Here is a 16,562-nt window from a genome sequence, read left to right on the forward strand (position 1 = left end):
TGCTGCGCAGCCCAGCGGGAGCAAGCTCCCTCGCCACAAAAGCAATCCATCAATCGTTGTTCAAGGCCTTGAGGGCCGCCGCCGCTTCAGGCAATTCCAGCTCGCTGAACACTTGCACGCCATGGCGCTTGAGCAGCGCCGCCGTCACGCCTTCGCCGCTGACCTTCACACCGCTGAACGTTCCGTCGTAGGTCAACAGGTTGCCGCACGATGGGCTGTTAGCCTTGAGCACGGCGATCCGGATGCCGTGTTCGCGCACCAACGCCAGCGCTTGATGCGCACCGGACAAAAACTGCGCACTCACATTTTCGCCGTCGGTGGTGATGACCAGTGCCTGGCCGTCGAGCACTTGCCCGCCCTGCCCGCCGGGAATCTCCGCCGCCGCCCGAGGCGTGGGCAAGCCTCCAGCGACTTCCGGGCACAGCGCCACGATCCGGCCTTCGTCGAGCCATTGCTGCAATTGATCGAACGGCCCACTGGCGCGGCCGTCGTAGCGCACGCGATGCCCGAGCAGGCAGCGACTGACCAGGATCTTTTCCATCTTCAGAACAACTCGTTGCCGCGACGGCGGAACCAACCGGTCAAGGACAGGCGATCACGCGTGGCCGGCAGTACTTCATGGGGAATATCCCCCGACAGGAACACCACCAGGCAACCGCCGATGGGCACCACGTCCTGTTCCAGGCTTTCGTCCAGGTACATGCGCAACTGGCCGCCGTGTTCCGGCAACCAGTCGTCATTGAGGTAAAGCACCGCCGACACTGTCCGTCGGTCGTCATCGCGGAAGCGGTCGACGTGCTTGAGGTAGAACGCGCCAGGCGGATAGAGGGCGAAGTGGCTTTCGAAGTCTTCCAGGCCCAGGAACAACCCGCGATTCATCGCCTCGCGCAGGCTGTCCATCAGCGCCAGGTAATGGTCGCAGGCTTGCGCCTGGCCGGGTTCGATCCACTGAATGTGATCACCCCGGATCCCTTCGCGGATCTCCGAGAACGGCCCGCGCCCGACCGCTGCCGGGGCCAGTTCGCCCTCGGCGGCACGCTGGCGGCATTCGGCCGCCAGGGCGCGGGTCAGCGCCTCCGGCAGGAAGAGGTCCTGCTGCGACCAGCCGCGCTCGGCCAAGTCGTCGACGATACGTAACAGCAGCGGGTGATCAGAAGGTATTTGCATGGCGCGCATAGTATGCCTGTGCCTGCAAAACCGACAGCGACGCTCGGCAGGTTTTTTGCCGCCAGATAGCACCGTCGTACGAACTTGATACGAATTCTCGACAAGACCCCACACCCCACGGAGAATAGTCGGCTGCTGACAGGAGTCCCTATGCGCCGTTTGCTTTTCTCACTGTTGATGTTCTGCGTTTTGCCCGCCTGGGCAGACAGCTACGACCAGTTGTACAAGGTCGCCGGTTGGCCGGAACAGCGGGCGCATTTCAATGACGCCTTGAGCGCCGCCCAGCAGCGCTATCAGAGCAGCCTGCCGCCGGCGGTGTTCCAGGCCCTGGTGAACAACAGCAATCAACGTTTCGCCCCCCAGGCCATGGACCAGCGGGCCGAGGCGCAAATGCGCAAGAATTTGCGTGACCCCAGCCCGGCCCTGAGCTTTTTCCAGTCGCCCCTGGGCCGCAAGGTCGTGGCGGCCGAGTTGCTGGCGACCCGGCGTGATCAATTGGCGAAAAACGCCAAGGGCCTGCCGAAGATGCCAGCCAGCGACAACCGCTTGTTGATCATCGGCCACCTGGCCCAGGCCCTGCCCGCCCGCGAGGCCGGCGCCGAAGTCAGCCTGGCGATCGCCGGCGTGGCGGCCGACAGCCTGAGTTCGATGATCCCGGGGCTGCTGGGCGGCGGCCAGGCCCAGGGCATGCTCGACAGCCAGCGCCAGCGGTTAATGGAACAGATCGGCGCGGACCTGAACAACACGCTGCTGTACGTCTACCGAGACCTGACGGATACCGAGCTGGAAGAGTTCGCCACCTTCGCCGAATCGACCGAGGGCCAGGCTTATTATCAAGCGGCCCTGGCGGCGATTCGGGCGGGGTTGGCGGTGGGGCAGAATCTCGGGCAGTAGTTCAGCGCCGAACCCGGCTCATCCGCTTCGTCAAAAATCCAAACATCTCCTGCCGCAAAGCCAGCGCCTCATTCGCCAAGTGATGGCGTCCCTCGGGCAACATCAACACCTGCGGCCGATCGAACTTGCTGCGTAGCACTTGCAGGTTGTGCACCCAATCCACCGTCATGTCCGCCTGTCCCTGCACGATAAATGGCTGGCGCGGGCTGCTCGGGGCGGCTTCGATACGCTTGATCCATTGCCCCAACGCGCCCACCCAGGCGGTGGGCAGGCGTAGTGGTTGCAGCGGGTCGGCTTGCAGGAACGGCAGGAAGTCCGGGTCGGTGGAGTTCTCGCTGAAACGTCGGGCAATCTCCCTTACGAAGGGTTTGAGCAGGTAATAACTCAGGCGCGACCAGCCCCAGGCTCGCGGCCGCACCAGGGGTGACAGCAGGATGACCTGGCCCTGGGCCGGGCTCTGTGCGCCCTGGTTGAGCACGTGATCGACGACAATGGCCCCGCCGGTGCTTTGCCCGCACAGGTGCCAGGGTTGCGGCAGGTCGAGTGTCCCGGCCTCGGCCAACAGGCCCTGCAGGGTGGCCTGGTACTCGGCAAAATCCTCGATGCAGGCGCGCTCGCCACTGGACAGGCCGTGGCCCGGCAGATCACAAGCGATCACCGCGAACTTCTGCTCCAGAGCCCACTCGATCAAGTGGCGATACAGCCCCATGTGATCGTAATAACCGTGGAACACAAACAAGGTCGCCACGGCTTTTTCCGGCCACCAGACCTGGCTGACCAGCTCATACCCACCCACCTCGAAACGCCCCAATCCCTTGCGCACGCTGCGTTGGGGAAAGTCCAGGCCATAGAACCGCTGGTAGGCCTGGGCTTGCTCGGACAGGGCTTGCCACTGGGCCAGCGGCTTCAGGCTGGCACGCAGGAGGTCGGGGGCGAAAGTGGCAGGCATCAAGATTTCCAGGCATAGGCGCATCGCGCGAAACAGACTTTGTAGGCCTGCGATATTCATCTGTCGCGGCAGGCATGGCAAGCTACGCGGCTTCAGAGGATCGACTCCATGCGCCCGTCCCACCGCACAGCCTTGCTCGCCAGCCTGCTCGCCCTCGGATGCGCCGTCGTATTGTGGATGGCCTACGACTGGTTCCAAGGCCGTTTCCTGCGCGCTTTCAGCCAACACACCGCGGTGTTTTCCGGCGACCCGCTGCGCCTGCCTGCCGATCTGGCCGGCCCCGGCGCAATACGCCTGGTGCATTTCTGGGACCCGGCGTGCCCGTGCAACGTCGGCAACCAGCAACACCTTGCCGAGTTGGTCGATAAATATGTACTGCAAGGCGTCGAGTTTTATGCAGTACAAAAAGCCGGCAGCCAAGGTCAGCTGCCGGCCACGTTGAGCCACTTGAAAACCCTCCCGGCGCTCCCCGGTTCAAGCCAGATTCCTGCAAGCCCGGCCGTAGCGATCTGGGATCGCAGCGGCAAACTGGCGTACTTCGGCCCCTACAGCGAAGGCCTGACCTGCAACTCGAACAACAGCTTCATCGAGCCGATTCTCGAGGCGTTGAGTGTCGGCCGGGAAGTTAGTGCGACACACACGTTGGCGGTGGGCTGTTATTGCCCATGGTCGGTTTCAAACTGACGAATTAACTACAACACGTATTGCCCCACCCCTCTCTTGGGCGGTGACAAGTTGAGACTAGTGCTTGCCTCTAGAGCTCTTGCTCAAAGTAAGGGCCTGGGCTGAACCGTTTGTCGGATCCAATTTTTCGAAACGACGCCATTACCGCTCATTTTCGGCCTGTGCCCCATGCCAGACGGGTTGTTCAGGGCATTTCAGCCCGGTTGACCGTTTAGCTGAATCGATTAACAGCGGCCGTGCCGGCATGAACTTTTTTTTAATCTCTTCTCTAAACCTCGTGACCAGCAAAATGTTTATTACCTGTGCAGTCGCGCGGCGGCGCTAACGCGAGGAAGTTTCACACGCCTTTTCATCGTTCAACTTGTCGACCCTTCTAACCAAACAAGAAATGGAATCGTCAGTGATGCAAAAGCTGCTATGCGCTGCACTTTCCAATCCCTATAAAGAAGATGCCCTCAACCTTGAGGCATTCGTCCAATGCGTCGCTCCGCTCATGATCGATGTGTTGCTGCGCGGCGAGACGGGTACCGGTAAAGACACGCTGGCAGAAAAGATCCATCGCATGTCCGGCTGCTCCGGCAAGTTCGTGGCCATCAACTGCGCCGCCATTCCCGAAACCCTCGCCGAGAGCCAGCTCTTCGGGGCCAACACCGGCGCATTTACCGGGGCCAGCCAAAATCGCGCGGGGTTCGTCGAAGCCGCACATAACGGCACGCTGTACCTGGACGAAATCGACAGCATGCCGTTGGGCCTGCAAGCCAAGCTGCTGCGAGTCCTGGAATCCAGGACGGTCCAGCGCCTGGGCTCGACCCAGAACATCCCGGTGAACATGCGAGTGATCGCCTCCGCCCAGTGCCCGCTGGGAGAAATGGTCGAACGTGGCGAGTTTCGCAGGGACCTTTATTTTCGCCTGAACATCATCAGCCTCAAGCTGCCGCCACTGCGCAGCCGCAAGGAGCGCATCGTGCCGCTGTTCCAGTCGCTGGTGCGCCGGGAAGCCCAGGCACTTGACCGGCCCTACGTCGCGCCGTCGCCAGCGCTGTTGCGCCAACTGCTCGGCTACGCCTGGCCTGGCAACATCCGCGAGCTGCAGTCCGCCGCCAAGCGGTACGTACTCGGCTTGCCGGCACTGCCCCGCGCCGAGCAACTGGAACACAACAGCTCGACACTCAAGTTGAAAGAACACCTGCAGCAGTTCGAAAAAATCCTCATCGAGGACTGCATGCGCCGCCACCATCATTGCATCGACAAGGTCATCGCCGAACTGGGTATCGCCCGGCGCACGCTGTATTACCGGATGAAGTGCCTGCAAATATCGACGAGCTGAGTGGGATCGGTGGAACCGTTTACGCAACGGTCGCCACTTAACCAGCGAGACGCTCACGATCGTCTCGCCATTCCACAACCCGGAGATACGACTATGAGTTTTGGTGGACTTTCTCTCGCGGCTTCCACGGCTGCCATGCAGCAGATGGACGCGACCTCGGCTGCGATGACAACCATGAAATCCGAATTCGACCAGAAGAAACTGGTCGCTGACACCATGAACGCAATCGCGGCAGGGTCGATGGACACCGCAACCAAAGCCATCACCGCCATGGGGGAGGCCTCGAAAAACATACGATTCTGACCCTCTCGCTTCAGCCCCGCTCCGGCGGGGTAACCTCAAGCGCGATGCGAGGAGGCCCTATGCACATCGACTTGCCAGACAGCCTTCGAGCTCTCAGGGACCTGTCCCATGACGAACCCACGCTGCGTCCTGCGCCGACTCCGCCAAGCCTGCACCTGGCGCTGCACGGAGCCGGCGACCGGTTGCGAGAGTCGCTCGTCCAGTGGGGCAACGAAAAGGGTTCGGCGGGCGGACAGTCTCGACCTGGTTGGCCGAACCCCCAGGACGGATTCGCCGCAGAGACCCAAGACCCTTTGCGCCTGGTACTGGAAGACATCCTGGAAGAAATCAACAGCGGCACCGGCTCCAATCTCGATGTCGATATCGATGACGCCTATTCCAATGAAGACCTGTTCAACGATCTGGCCCAGATGTTCGCCTATCGCCGGCAGCCCATCGGTGACAACGATGTCGACAGCCAAAGCGATTTCGGCAATGCCAACAACCCCTTCTGCGGCGCGCTGTTCGGCGCCTGGGAGATCGAGGGCGATCACGCCACGCGGCGCAGTCGTCATGACGCGAGCCTGTCGCTGCTGCTCAAGATCGTCGCGGTCCTGGGCCGCAGGAAACTGCTGACGCTGCTGGATATCGACGAAGGTGATGGCCAGGCGCGGTATGAACCAGACGACCAGGACCTGTTGTTCGAGATCGCCGCATTCATGGACCAGCATCCGACGCGCTACCCCCCGCCAGCGACCCTCGACGCAGAACGGTGGACATGGACCGAACGCATTGCCCGCGGCACCGCGCTGGATGCTCGCGAAACCCGGTTGTTCCAGCTTGCCCTGGAAGAGCTGGACTTCGCCCTCGCCCGCCTGGCCGGCCAGCAAGCCCCGCCGCGTCAGCGTGCCCGGCGCAACCGGGAAGAAATCGAGTTTCACCTGAGCGTCACCGGTAGCGCTCGCAACGTCTTGAGGCTGATGTGCGCCTGAAGGCACCCGACCTTTGAGTTTTCAAACCGACCGTTGAAACAGGAGACATTCCGTGGACATACACGCCATCGACCCCAGCAACCTCGCCTCCACGTCCGCCAAAACGAGCGCCAGGCCACCAGCGAGCGCCGAGACCAGCGATGTCAGTTGGTTCACTGCACAAATGCGCGAAAAAGCCCCCGCCCCGAACAGCGAAAACAATGTCGCGGCACGCATCATTGACTCGCTGTCGAGCCGCTCCGGTGAACTGCAGCGCCTGGACGACCGCGCCAACCGGGACATGCTCAAGGCCATCCGCACTGCCGACCCGCAGGACATGTTGCAGTCGAACCGCTCACTGTCGTCCTTCCACCTGGAAAGCCTGATGACCGCGAAAGTGGTCAGCAAAGGCTCCCAGGCCATCGAGAAGCTCACCAATCTTCAGTAAAGGGAAGGCCGGTCATGTCCAAGCGCGCGTTCTCGACACTGTTGCTGTGCCTGCTGCTCACCGGTTGCGACGAACGGACGGCGCTGCACAGCCATCTTTCCGAGCAGGATGCCAACGAAGTGATCGCCGAGTTGGCGAACAAGAACGTGGAGGCGAGCAAGCAAGTCGACAAAGACGGGTTGACCGTGCTGGTCGAGCCTGCCGACATGAACAGCGCCGTCCAGGTACTCGAAGCCGCCGGCCTGCCGCGTCGCTCACGTTCCAGCCTGGGGGAGATCTTCCGCAAGGAAGGGGTCATTTCCACGCCGATGGAGGAGCGTGCCCGCTACATCTATGCGCTGTCCCAGGAGCTCGAATCGACGCTGTCACAAATAGATGGCGTGGTGCTCGCCCGGGTCCATGTGGTCCTGCCGGAACGGGTGGCCCCGGGTGAGCCGGTCCAACCCGCATCGGCCTCGGTGTTTATCAAGCATACCCGTGCGCTGGACCCCGACAGCATCACCCCGCGCGTGCGCAACCTGGTCGCCAGCGGGATTCCCGGCATGGCCGACGCCGCCCAGAATCAGGCCAAGCTATCGGTGGTATTCGTTCCCGCCGCGCCGTATCAGGAACGGCGCAAGATGGCGTATTTCGGCCCCTTCCTCATGCAGGCCGACGACATCGGCTATTGGCGGGCGGTGACCGTGACGGCAAGTATCACCTTGCTCGCCATCCTGATGGGCGTCTTGTATGGCCTCTATCGGCTGTGGCGCAACGGCGTGTTGGTACTGCCACGATTTCTCGATCGCACGCTCACCAAACCAGCCGGGACGCCCGCCGCCCCCCAAAGCAGCATGCCACCTGGGCTGTTCGCCGTGAAAAACCCAGGGACCAAACCCGACCATAACGAGACCGCCGCATGACGGCGGAGATTGCATGGGTTCGCTGGTGGACCCTCGCCTGGCGCGAAGCAGACCGGGGCTGGTATTCGTCAGCGCTTTGCCTGCTGACCGCGCCACAGATCGACGCCCTCGCCCGAGCGCAGCATGCCGCGCTTGCCCGCAGCTTCGGTATGACGCCGTGCACGCCCCCCCAACCCAGCCCGGCGCTGCAATCGCTGTTCTGCGGCACGCCCCGGACCTTGGTCCTTGCCTGCGAATTGGTGGCGAGCACCTGCGCACCGTTAACGGCAACACAGGCACTTTCGGCGCAGGACCGGGCCTGGTGCGAGCGCACCGCCAAGGCCCTGCGCCCGGGACACTGGCTCGAACAAGACCAGGATCCGCTCGCCCTGCTGCGTGCCTGGCTGGGCGAACAGGCCTGGGAACGGGCGCGCCTGGCGTTCCCACGCGACAGAATCATCGCCATCGAATCGGCACCCGCCCCTCAACCGCCAGCCGCCAAGCTGAATACGCTTTGGCAGTCCGCCTGCTGGAAAGCTGAGCAAAGCCTGGCAGCCTCGGCCCCCATCCAAACGGAGAGACACGATGCTCGCTCGGCGTTCGCTTGAACTGCGCCCCGATGGCCAAGGCCTGTCGCAGCCCTACATCGCTCGCGAAACCCTGGTCGATTGTGCCCGCGCACAGGTCATCCTCGAGCAGGCCCAGGCGCAGGCCGCGCAATTGCTTGGACGCGCCAGCGCAGAGGCGGACGCGACCGTGCTCGAGGCTCAAGCACAATTCTGGGAAAAGGCCGAAACCGTGCTCGCCGCCTGGGAAGCCCAGCGTCAAGCCATGTGGGAGCGAATCGAGACGAGTGCTGCACACGTGGTCAACGAGGCCCTGGGGACGCTGTTGAACGAAGTCCCGGAGCAGGCACGCATCGATGCACTCGTCCGCCAACTGGCGTCGCGTCAGGACGACCCGGTCAGCGCCACCCTTCGCTGTCATCCTGAAGACCTGGCAAGCCTGACCCAGAGCCTGGGCATCGACGGCCGACGCCCCTGGACGCCGGTGGCCGATGTCGACATGGAACGACATCAACTGAAGCTGGAAACGCCGGGCGGTACATACCTGCTCGACTGGCCCACCGCCGTCGAAACCCTACGCCTGCCCGAACCACAACCCATCACCGCAAGCTGACCCGTCGCTTTCGCGAGCAAGCTCGCACACAGGGGATTTGGGGTGACGGCGATGCCTGTGAACACCCCCCGGGAAAAAACTGTGAGCGAGCTTGCTCGCGATGACGGCGGCACAGCCAACATCGCTACCAACTGACCCACCGCTATCGCGGGCAAGCTCGCTCCCACAGGAGAAACGCGCCCCACATCCCGACGCCCATTTTTTTCCTCATTCACGCGGAACCGCCAACGGCATAGGCACCACTCACCTCGTGAATATGCCCAAGCCCAGAGGAACCGCCCATGTCTTCCACCGATGCCGTCCAGCGCCGCCTCGACACCTACTTCCAACGCGCGACCGACAACGTCAACAACGCTGCGATGAACGCAGCAGAAAGTCAGTCGCTCGACGACATGCACTCATTCCTGACCAGCATGAACGGCATGTCCGTCGCGGTAAACGCAGCGACTCAACAGACCACAGCCCATCACAACCTCGCCAAGGCGATCATCGATGCAATGCCATGAGCTGCGCACACAGCTCACCCGCTGGAACGCCAACGTCGATGGCCCGGAGCGGTTCACCGTTGTCATCGACGATGGCGAAGCAACGTTCAGCAAGCTCGACGAAGGCCTGCTGGCATCGGTCGAACTGACCGTCCCGGTGACCCATGAGGTGGCTCTGGAAGACCTGCTTCGGCTGGCGCACCCAAGCCTCTCGCGATTTCCCGGCGCGCTGGCTCGTTCGCCGCAAGACGGTCGGTTGTGGCTGCTGGCGCAGGTGCCGCTGGACGGGCACATCGACGACTTGATCGAGGTGCTCGAAGCGCTGCTCAACCAGCGTGACACCTGGCAATCCATTCTCAATAAAGACCAACGTGCCGTTGCCGCGCCTGTGGCGCGACGCCTCTCGCACTCTCACTTGCTCGGAACAGGAATCCGCCATGCCTAACAGGTGGCTTGCACCGTACCGCTTGATGACCGCAGGCAAGGTACACCTTCGCCAGTCGATCGCACGCCGCTGGGCGAAACCTTCGCTGATCGCACTGGCATTGGCCGGTGCGCTTGGCGCTGGCACGCCGGCAGAGGCGGCCATACCGACTGACTGGAAGAACACGCCTTACGCCTACGACGCCCAGAGCACACCGCTGGCCAAGGTACTCGGCGACTTTGCCAATACCTTCGCCGTGCAACTGGTAATCGACGGCACGGTGAAAGGCACCGTCGACGGGCGGATGCGCGCCGAAAGTCCCCAGGCGTTCCTCGACAGGCTCGGCCTGGAAAATCGCTTCCAGTGGTTCATGTATGGCAACACGCTGTACGTCAGCCCCTTGCAGAACCAGGACTCCACGCGCCTGGAAGTGTCCGCCGATGCCGTGCCGGACATGAAACAGGCCTTGACCGACATCGGCCTGCTGGATCCGCGCTTCGGCTGGGGTGAGTTACCCGACGAAGGCGTGGTCCTGGTCTCCGGCCCGGAACGCTATGTGCGCTTGGTGGCGCAGTTTGCCGAAGCGCGCAAGACCCCCGAGGAAAAGCAGGAAGTGATCAGTTTTCCGCTGCGCTATGCCACCGCCGCCGACCGCAACGTCAAGTACCGCGGCGAAACGCTGGTCATCCCCGGCGTCGCCAGCATCCTGAAAGGTTTGCTGGAAAGTCGCAGCGCCGTGTCGGGGGGCATGCAGACGGCCTCGCCCCAAGCATCGTTCCAGAACATGCAGACCCAGCAGTCCATGACCATGGGCAATATCGAACAGTTGGCGATGAACGGCATGGGTCGGCCGAACACCAGCCGTGTACCGTCCGGCGCGAACAGCGGTGCAGGCGGTCGGGGCAAGATCCGCGTCGAAGCCGACGTGCGCAACAACGCGGTGCTCATCTACGACGCACCCAAGCGACGGGAAATCTACACGCCGCTGATTCGCGATGTGGACGTGCCGCGCAAGCTGGTGGAAATCGATGCGATCATCCTCGACATCGACCGCACGCAACTGGCTGAGCTGGCCTCGAACTGGAACGTCGAGAGCGGCGACCTGATCGGCGGCGCCTCGATGATTCGCCCTGGTGCCAGCTCGACGGTGTTCATTCAGGACTACGGCGATTTTTCCGCGCAACTGCGGGCCCTGGAGGGCCGTGGCCTGGCCTCGGTGGTGGCAAACCCTTCGGTACTGACCTTGGAGAACCAGCCGGCGGTCATCGACTTCAGCCGGACCGAGTACATCTCGGCCATCGGCGAGCGCGTCGCCACCGTCGAGCCCATCACGGCAGGCACCAGCTTGCAGGTCGTGCCCCATGCCATCGAGACCGGGGGCCGCAATCAGATCCAGATGTCCCTGGACATCGAGGACGGCCGCATCGAGCCCTCGGAAGTCGGCCAGCAGACGCCCAGCGTGCGCCGGGGCGTGGTCAGCACCCAGGCTGTCATGGGGGAAAGCCGGTCATTGGTGGTAGGCGGTTTTCATACCGAAGAGACCGGCGACAACCTCGAACGGGTGCCATGGCTGGGTCGCATCCCGCTGATCGGGCCGCTGCTGTTTTCCTCGACCACGCGCGAGACCAGTCGCCGCGAACGGGTGTTCATCCTGACGCCTCGCCTGATCGGTGACCAGGTCGACCCGGCCCGCTACATCTCCGCCCTTGACCGCGAACAGGTCGACAGCGCCATGGCCCGCCTGGAAGAGCGTCGTAACGGCACCCGCCCCGTCGGTCGTATCGAGGTCAGCGATGTGCTCGCCCAACTCGCCGACGGCAACATTCCGGCCACGTTCAAGCAAGCGGCGTCGATTCCTTATTCGCCCGACACATTGTGCGCGTTGCAACCCGGGCTATCGCTGGACGCTGCCCGGGCCCAATGGTTCGCCGGCCCCGATTACGGCATTGCCGTGGGCGTGGTACGCAACGATGGCCAGCAAAGGTTGCGCTTCGACGAAGCGAGCTGCGGCAGCCGCTGGGCCCTGGCCACCTCCGCCTGGCCGAAGGTGTGGCTTGAGCCCGGAGAGGAAACGGAAGTGTTCGTGGTCATGAAACAACCCACACGCACGCCAGGCGGCGAGCGCCCTTCTCTTCTGCAAACCAGCGCGAGGACCCTGCCATGAGTCGCACGCCACTGCTGCTCGTTTTATTACTGAGCCTGCCGGTATTCGCCGGCTGCGCGTACCGCTCAGGCTGCCAGGGCGATGCCTGCAGCCGCGCCGAACCGGACAACGGTCGGCTGGTGATCTGGTGGTCACCCGGCATGCGCGGCGGCCTTGGCTCCCCCGAACACCCACTGGACCATACGGTCGTCCCATTGGAGAACTGAAACGCTATGTCTTTTTCGGTACACAGCGTAAGCACTCGCCAGGCCTTCCAGAAGAACATCATCGCCGGCATCGCGACGTATTGGGAAATAGCTCCAGGCATCGAGTTCTGTCTGCGACGCGAGCCACACAGCGTGGGGCTCGCCTTACAAATACAAAGCCAGGCGCTGCGTGCAAACCAGATCCAGCATGCCCTCGAACGGCGTTTCGCCCAGCCGGCCGACTACGCCCAGCTGTTCGTATTTCTCGATCCGCAGCGGGCACTCGTGGTCTGGCAGGCGCTGCCCGACGCGCCGCTATCCACTGAGCTGCTTGATGAAATCCAGTCCCGTCAGCTGTCGCTGCTAGGCCTGGAAGACCTCGATGATTACTCGGCCACGTATTGAGGGCAATGCTGTTCACCCAGGAGCAACACTGAACCCGTGGCGAGGGAGCTTGCTCCCGCTCGGCTGCGCAGCAGTCGTAAAAACTACCGCAAACGGTATCTCCCGGTGCACCGCGTTGAATGGTTTTGGGGCCGCTGCGCAGCCCAGCGGGAGCAAGCTCCCTCGCCACAGTGATTCATCCAGAGACTTTATGAGAGAGGTTTTCCATGACCGTCGCACCGCTTGCCCAGCGCTTGATCTCGGCCCTCGCGGAACATTTGCATGCGCACTTGCAGTTGGAAGGTGGCGCTCGCCTTACAAATACAAAGCCAGGCGCTGCGTGCAAACCAGATCCAGCATGCCCTCGAACGGCGTTTCGCCCAGCCGGCCGACTACGCGCAGCTGTTCGTATTTCTCGATCCGCAGCGGGCACTCGTGGTCTGGCAGGCGCTGCCCGACGCGCCGCTATCCACTGAGCTGCTTGATGAAATCCAGTCCCGTCAGCTGTCGCTGCTGGGCCTGGAAGACCTCGATGATTACTCGGCCACGTATTGAGGGCAATGCTGTTCACCCAGGAGCAACACTGAACCCGTGGCGAGGGAGCTTGCTCCCGCTCGGCTGCGCAGCAGTCGTAAAAACTACCGCAAACGGTATCTCCCGGTGCACCGCGTTGAATGGTTTTGGGGCCGCTGCGCAGCCCAGCGGGAGCAAGCTCCCTCGCCACAGTGATTCATCCAGAGACTTTATGAGAGAGGTTTTCCATGACCGTCGCACCGCTTGCCCAGCGCTTGATCTCGGCCCTCGCGGAACATTTGCATGCGCACTTGCAGTTGGAAGGTGGCGTGTGCGCGCTGTATGACGCGAGCAACCGCGAAGCCGTGGTCATCGAGTTGCCCGAGCACGGCGATGTCGCCATCCTCCATAGCTCCATCGATGTACCTGCCCACGCGCCCGGCTTGCACAAGCGGCTGCTGGAACTCAATTTTCGATTGGATCTGCTCGGCGGCAGCTGGCTGGCCCTGGACGATAAGGGCAGCGTTCGCTTATGTGCCCATTGTCCGCTGGCGATGCTCGACGAGGCGCGGTTCTGCCATTGGATCGTCGGTTTCGTCGCCCAGGTCGGCGACATTCGAGCGCGCTTGGCGGTGCCTGCACCGCCGGGCAGCCCTCGTCCGGCCTCGCTCAACACCAACCGCACCCGACTGGGCTAACCCTGTAGAAGCTGGCGAAGCCTGCGATCTCTTGATCTTTCGCTTGAGATTCAAGTGTCATTGAAAAGATCGCAGCCTCGTTGCACTCGACAGCTCCTGCGCCGCTTTATGTGGGCTCATCGCTTTATCGAAGCTTCATCGCCTCGCCACCCTCCTGCATGACTTTCCTTGCACTGTCCATGAAGCCCTTGGTGACCTCCGTCACCGTATCGCTCATCAACTTGGCCATGTCGGCGGAGCTTTTAATGAGCATCATGGTGCTCTGGCGCTCTTCCATCCCCATCTGCATCTCGAACTGCTTTTCCATCAACTGCTTTTGACGGGTTTCCATCTCGCGCATGAAAGAGTCCGGCGTGCGAGATTCCGAAGCGGGACTGGACGTTTGCGTGTCATTCAGCGGTTGCGTGTCATTCGACGGCGCCGCGTGATTGGCGTCCCGCGCTCGGGGGCGGCCACGCTGATGCATTGCTGGTGGCGTCGAGGAGGAACGTCCCCGGCCATGCAGGCTTTGGGTGCCTTCGCGCTGCTGCGCCTCACGGGGTCGCTGGCTCAGCGAAGGGGAGCGCGATGGCGATAAGCTGTCGGTGCCGTGCAGGGCACCTGTGCCCCTTAAGGGGCTCGTCAGGGAACTGGGTTCGGGCATGGGAATCCTCCACGAGTCGATGTCTGTGTGGTGGGCACTGTCGGCAGGCCGCATCTTGCGGACGAGCCTGGCTCACTCCCTGAGTGGCAACCGCGTATGCATCGGTTCCATCGACCTCAACGCTGGTTCAATTCCGGAATCTCGATGACCTCGCCCTTGGCCTCGTCATCCAGTTCGCGCAACACCCGATAAATGTGGGCGACCGCCTGGAGCGTTTCCCGGGGGATGTAGCCACCGACGTCTTCACGGTAGATCGTGCGCGCCAGCCAGATGCACTGGATGACCGGAACCCGGGCCGCCTTGGCCCGCTCGATCAGCGCCCGGGCCTCGGCATCGACGCCTTTGACGATCAACTGCGGCAGCGGCGTTTCCTCGGGACGATACAACAGCGCGACGGCAAAGTGGGTGGGGTTGACCACCAGCATGTCGGCGTCTTCCACCGGCTTGGTCTCTTTGTTGACGGGCTGGTCGACCAATTGCCGGGCCAGGCTGCGGCGATGCATTTTTACGTGGGGGTCGCCTTCCATTTCCTTGAACTCCTTGCGCACTTCCTCCTCGCTCATGCGCAGGCGCTTGGCGAAGAAATATTTCTGCAGGCCGAAGTCGAGGATCGCCAGCACCAGCAATACACCCAGGCAAATGTGCATGATGTGCCGAAACAGGCTGGCCAGCCCGCGCCAATAGCTGTGCAGGTCGCCGTTGACCAGGCTGATCAACGACCCGAGTGCCGGCAGGGTCACCAGATAAATCACGGTGCCGATAAACACGGCCTTGACCAGCCCCATGAACAGGTTGATCAGCGCCTGGCCGGAGAACATCTGTTTGGCCTGGTTCATCGGGTTCAAGCGGTTCGGGTCCGGCTGAAGGGCCTCGGGGGCGAACAGGAAACCGAACTGTATCCAACCGGCCACCAGGCGCGTGACGATCGCCAACCCTACGGTCATCAAGGTGAAGTTGAGCAGCACGCCACCGGCGTGGGCCAAGGTTTCCTCGAAGGCACGCACGAAGTCGACATCCAGCCGATGCAGCGGGAATGCCACCATGTCTCCCAAGGCCTGCATGCTGTCGTCGGCCTGGGTCAATGCCACTTCGGTGATCGCCGCAAGCACCAGCAGGCTGCTCAAGTCCTGGCTTTGGCCGACCTGGCCTTTGTTGCGCGCGTCGCGAATCTTCTTCGGCGTCGCCCGCTTGGTCTTTTCGCCACTGTCTTCGCTCATGGGCGAAGCCCTCCTTCAGGGCGCCTGCAACAACAGGTGAAGCAGATGCCGGATTTCGCCATAGCGACCAAGACGGCCAGTCATCGCGTCCCACAGCGTGGGCAGGTAGAACAGCAGGAAGCCCAGGCCAATCAGGCTCTTGGCCGGCATGGCGAGGACGAACACCTGCAATTGCGGGCTATACAGGCTGAGCAGCGCCAGGCTGAACTCCACCAGCAACAGCAAGCCGATAAAGGGCGCCGCGTAGAGCATCATGTGCATGAACATTTCGGCGAGCAGCCCGAGAAACACGCCGAAGCCATCCGCGCCAGGCAATGGAAACCAAACGGTGGGCGACCACACCAGGTAGCTGTCCCAGATCACCTGGGTCAACGTGCCAATGCCCAGGGTGGTGACCAGCAGCAAGATCGTCATCTCCTTGAACAAGAGGCCCAGGGGCGTGGTGTCGGTGCCGAGCGCCGGGTTCAACTGGCCACCGATGAGCGCACCGCGCTGGTTGTCCAGCAAGGCGCCCACCGATTCATACAACCAGAACGGCATCGCCAGCAGCACCCCGAGCAAGAAACCCAGCACCAGCTCCTTGAACATCAACCCGGCCAGCGACAACCAATTGACCTGGGCATCGATCAGCGCCTGGCGAATACCGGGCGCCGGCAACATGCCCAGGGCAAACACAACGGCATGGCGCGGCAAGCCTCGCAGGTGCTGGAAGCAAAACACCGGGACCAGGTAAGCGACCGGGTAAATCCGCGCCATGCCGAGCGCGATCGACAGCAGCAAGTCGAAATACGGGACGAAAGCCTGGGCCGTCATCAGGTATTGGCCATCATTTCGAATGCCCGACGCAGCAGTCCCAGCAACTCCACACCGATCCAGCGGCCCGTCACCAGCAAGGTCAGCCCGACCGCCACCAGCTTGATGCCGAAGGGCAAGGTCTGGTCCTGGATCTGCATCAAGGCCTGCACCAGGGACGTCAGTACACCGACGATCACCGCAACGATCAAGGGCGGTGCGGAGAGCAGGACCACCAGCAGCATGCCTTCCTTAAACAACGTCAGCGCGTCCAT

At 62.6% G+C, this 16,562-nt stretch carries 23 protein-coding genes; 16 read left to right on the plus strand and 7 right to left on the minus strand.

Features of this window, described 5'->3' with window-relative positions; translation table 11 throughout:
• Positions 1–49 precede the first annotated feature (49 nt).
• Together V7773_RS14010 and V7773_RS14015 are read right to left on the minus strand one after the other, a co-directional pair.
• On the minus strand, positions 50–541 hold the full coding sequence (locus V7773_RS14010) for a DUF523 domain-containing protein (RefSeq protein WP_336073914.1): 492 nt from the start codon (positions 539–541) through the stop codon (positions 50–52).
• 2 nt (positions 542–543) lie between these two features.
• Entirely contained in the window at positions 544–1,176 is a 633-nt protein-coding gene (locus V7773_RS14015; protein ID WP_072349205.1) for a 2OG-Fe(II) oxygenase, read from the minus strand.
• A 141-nt stretch (positions 1,177–1,317) separates the two neighbouring features.
• Between V7773_RS14015 and V7773_RS14020 the strand changes: the two genes are divergently transcribed.
• Positions 1,318–2,061: a DUF2059 domain-containing protein gene (locus V7773_RS14020; protein WP_063323934.1), complete on the plus strand. Its 744-nt coding sequence runs from the start codon at positions 1,318–1,320 to the stop codon at positions 2,059–2,061.
• A gap of 1 nt (position 2,062) precedes the next feature.
• Here the strand turns inward: V7773_RS14020 and V7773_RS14025 are convergent, their stop codons facing one another.
• Entirely contained in the window at positions 2,063–3,010 is a 948-nt protein-coding gene (locus V7773_RS14025) for an alpha/beta hydrolase (RefSeq protein WP_336073915.1), read from the minus strand.
• Between the two features lie 108 nt (positions 3,011–3,118).
• Between V7773_RS14025 and V7773_RS14030 the strand changes: the two genes are divergently transcribed.
• The 15 genes from V7773_RS14030 (at position 3,119) to V7773_RS14100 (ending at position 13,635) form a co-directional block, all read left to right on the plus strand.
• A complete protein-coding gene (locus V7773_RS14030) occupies positions 3,119–3,694 on the plus strand; it encodes a DUF6436 domain-containing protein (protein WP_336073917.1) in 576 nt (191 codons plus the stop codon).
• A 403-nt stretch (positions 3,695–4,097) separates the two neighbouring features.
• The gene (locus tag V7773_RS14035) at positions 4,098–5,021 is read left to right on the plus strand and encodes a sigma 54-interacting transcriptional regulator (RefSeq protein WP_336073918.1); all 924 of its coding nucleotides are present in this window, start codon (positions 4,098–4,100) and stop codon (positions 5,019–5,021) included.
• Between the two features lie 93 nt (positions 5,022–5,114).
• Positions 5,115–5,324: a type III secretion apparatus protein RspA gene (locus V7773_RS14040; RefSeq protein ID WP_003177441.1), complete on the plus strand. Its 210-nt coding sequence runs from the start codon at positions 5,115–5,117 to the stop codon at positions 5,322–5,324.
• Between the two features lie 59 nt (positions 5,325–5,383).
• Positions 5,384–6,295, plus strand: coding sequence for a type III secretion protein (locus tag V7773_RS14045; RefSeq protein WP_336073919.1), 912 nt, complete (start codon positions 5,384–5,386; stop codon positions 6,293–6,295).
• Positions 6,296–6,347: 52 nt separating this feature from the next.
• Entirely contained in the window at positions 6,348–6,722 is a 375-nt protein-coding gene (gene sctI, locus V7773_RS14050) for a type III secretion system inner rod subunit SctI (protein ID WP_072349214.1), read from the plus strand.
• Positions 6,723–6,736: 14 nt separating this feature from the next.
• Entirely contained in the window at positions 6,737–7,624 is an 888-nt protein-coding gene (gene sctJ / locus V7773_RS14055) for a type III secretion system inner membrane ring lipoprotein SctJ (protein WP_336073920.1), read from the plus strand.
• A complete protein-coding gene (locus V7773_RS14060) occupies positions 7,621–8,211 on the plus strand; it encodes a hypothetical protein (protein WP_336073921.1) in 591 nt (196 codons plus the stop codon). Before sctJ ends, V7773_RS14060 begins: the two co-directional genes overlap by 4 nt.
• Complete coding sequence (sctL, locus tag V7773_RS14065) at positions 8,189–8,782, plus strand: type III secretion system stator protein SctL (protein ID WP_092463741.1); 594 nt, start codon at positions 8,189–8,191, stop codon at positions 8,780–8,782. Before V7773_RS14060 ends, sctL begins: the two co-directional genes overlap by 23 nt.
• Before the next feature lie 281 nt (positions 8,783–9,063).
• Positions 9,064–9,288, plus strand: coding sequence for a type III secretion protein (locus V7773_RS14070; protein ID WP_014340714.1), 225 nt, complete (start codon positions 9,064–9,066; stop codon positions 9,286–9,288).
• The gene (locus tag V7773_RS14075; protein ID WP_336073922.1) at positions 9,275–9,712 is read left to right on the plus strand and encodes a type III secretion system chaperone; all 438 of its coding nucleotides are present in this window, start codon (positions 9,275–9,277) and stop codon (positions 9,710–9,712) included. The genes V7773_RS14070 and V7773_RS14075 overlap by 14 nt, the downstream gene beginning before the upstream one ends.
• Positions 9,705–11,855 (plus strand): type III secretion system outer membrane ring subunit SctC, encoded by a 2,151-nt coding sequence (sctC, locus tag V7773_RS14080; RefSeq protein WP_336073923.1) that lies wholly within the window; start codon positions 9,705–9,707, stop codon positions 11,853–11,855. Before V7773_RS14075 ends, sctC begins: the two co-directional genes overlap by 8 nt.
• Positions 11,852–12,061, plus strand: a complete 210-nt coding sequence (gene hrpT / locus V7773_RS14085) for an HrpT family type III secretion system protein (protein ID WP_063323923.1) — start codon at positions 11,852–11,854, stop codon at positions 12,059–12,061. Before sctC ends, hrpT begins: the two co-directional genes overlap by 4 nt.
• A 6-nt stretch (positions 12,062–12,067) precedes the next feature.
• Positions 12,068–12,445 carry a hypothetical protein gene (locus tag V7773_RS14090; protein ID WP_063323922.1) on the plus strand — a complete coding sequence of 126 codons (378 nt, stop codon included), beginning with the start codon at positions 12,068–12,070 and terminating at the stop codon, positions 12,443–12,445.
• A gap of 261 nt (positions 12,446–12,706) precedes the next feature.
• Positions 12,707–12,979 carry a hypothetical protein gene (locus V7773_RS14095; protein ID WP_336073926.1) on the plus strand — a complete coding sequence of 91 codons (273 nt, stop codon included), beginning with the start codon at positions 12,707–12,709 and terminating at the stop codon, positions 12,977–12,979.
• A gap of 206 nt (positions 12,980–13,185) precedes the next feature.
• On the plus strand, positions 13,186–13,635 hold the full coding sequence (locus tag V7773_RS14100; RefSeq protein WP_336073927.1) for a type III secretion system chaperone: 450 nt from the start codon (positions 13,186–13,188) through the stop codon (positions 13,633–13,635).
• A gap of 124 nt (positions 13,636–13,759) precedes the next feature.
• On the opposite strand, the gene V7773_RS14105 is transcribed toward V7773_RS14100, so the two are convergent.
• The 4 genes from V7773_RS14105 to sctS all read right to left on the minus strand — a co-directional run bounded on the left by V7773_RS14105 (position 13,760) and on the right by sctS (position 16,562).
• Positions 13,760–14,278 carry a type III effector gene (locus V7773_RS14105; protein ID WP_170846014.1) on the minus strand — a complete coding sequence of 173 codons (519 nt, stop codon included), beginning with the start codon at positions 14,276–14,278 and terminating at the stop codon, positions 13,760–13,762.
• A gap of 116 nt (positions 14,279–14,394) precedes the next feature.
• Positions 14,395–15,495: a type III secretion system export apparatus subunit SctU gene (gene sctU, locus V7773_RS14110; RefSeq protein ID WP_063323920.1), complete on the minus strand. Its 1,101-nt coding sequence runs from the start codon at positions 15,493–15,495 to the stop codon at positions 14,395–14,397.
• Between the two features lie 15 nt (positions 15,496–15,510).
• On the minus strand, positions 15,511–16,308 hold the full coding sequence (sctT, locus tag V7773_RS14115) for a type III secretion system export apparatus subunit SctT (protein ID WP_063323919.1): 798 nt from the start codon (positions 16,306–16,308) through the stop codon (positions 15,511–15,513).
• Positions 16,308–16,562, minus strand: a complete 255-nt coding sequence (sctS, locus tag V7773_RS14120) for a type III secretion system export apparatus subunit SctS (RefSeq protein ID WP_003206603.1) — start codon at positions 16,560–16,562, stop codon at positions 16,308–16,310. Before sctS ends, sctT begins: the two co-directional genes overlap by 1 nt.

The sequence above is a fragment of the Pseudomonas sp. 3JA genome, assembly GCF_036961705.1.
Classification (GTDB): domain Bacteria; phylum Pseudomonadota; class Gammaproteobacteria; order Pseudomonadales; family Pseudomonadaceae; genus Aquipseudomonas; species Aquipseudomonas fluorescens_Q.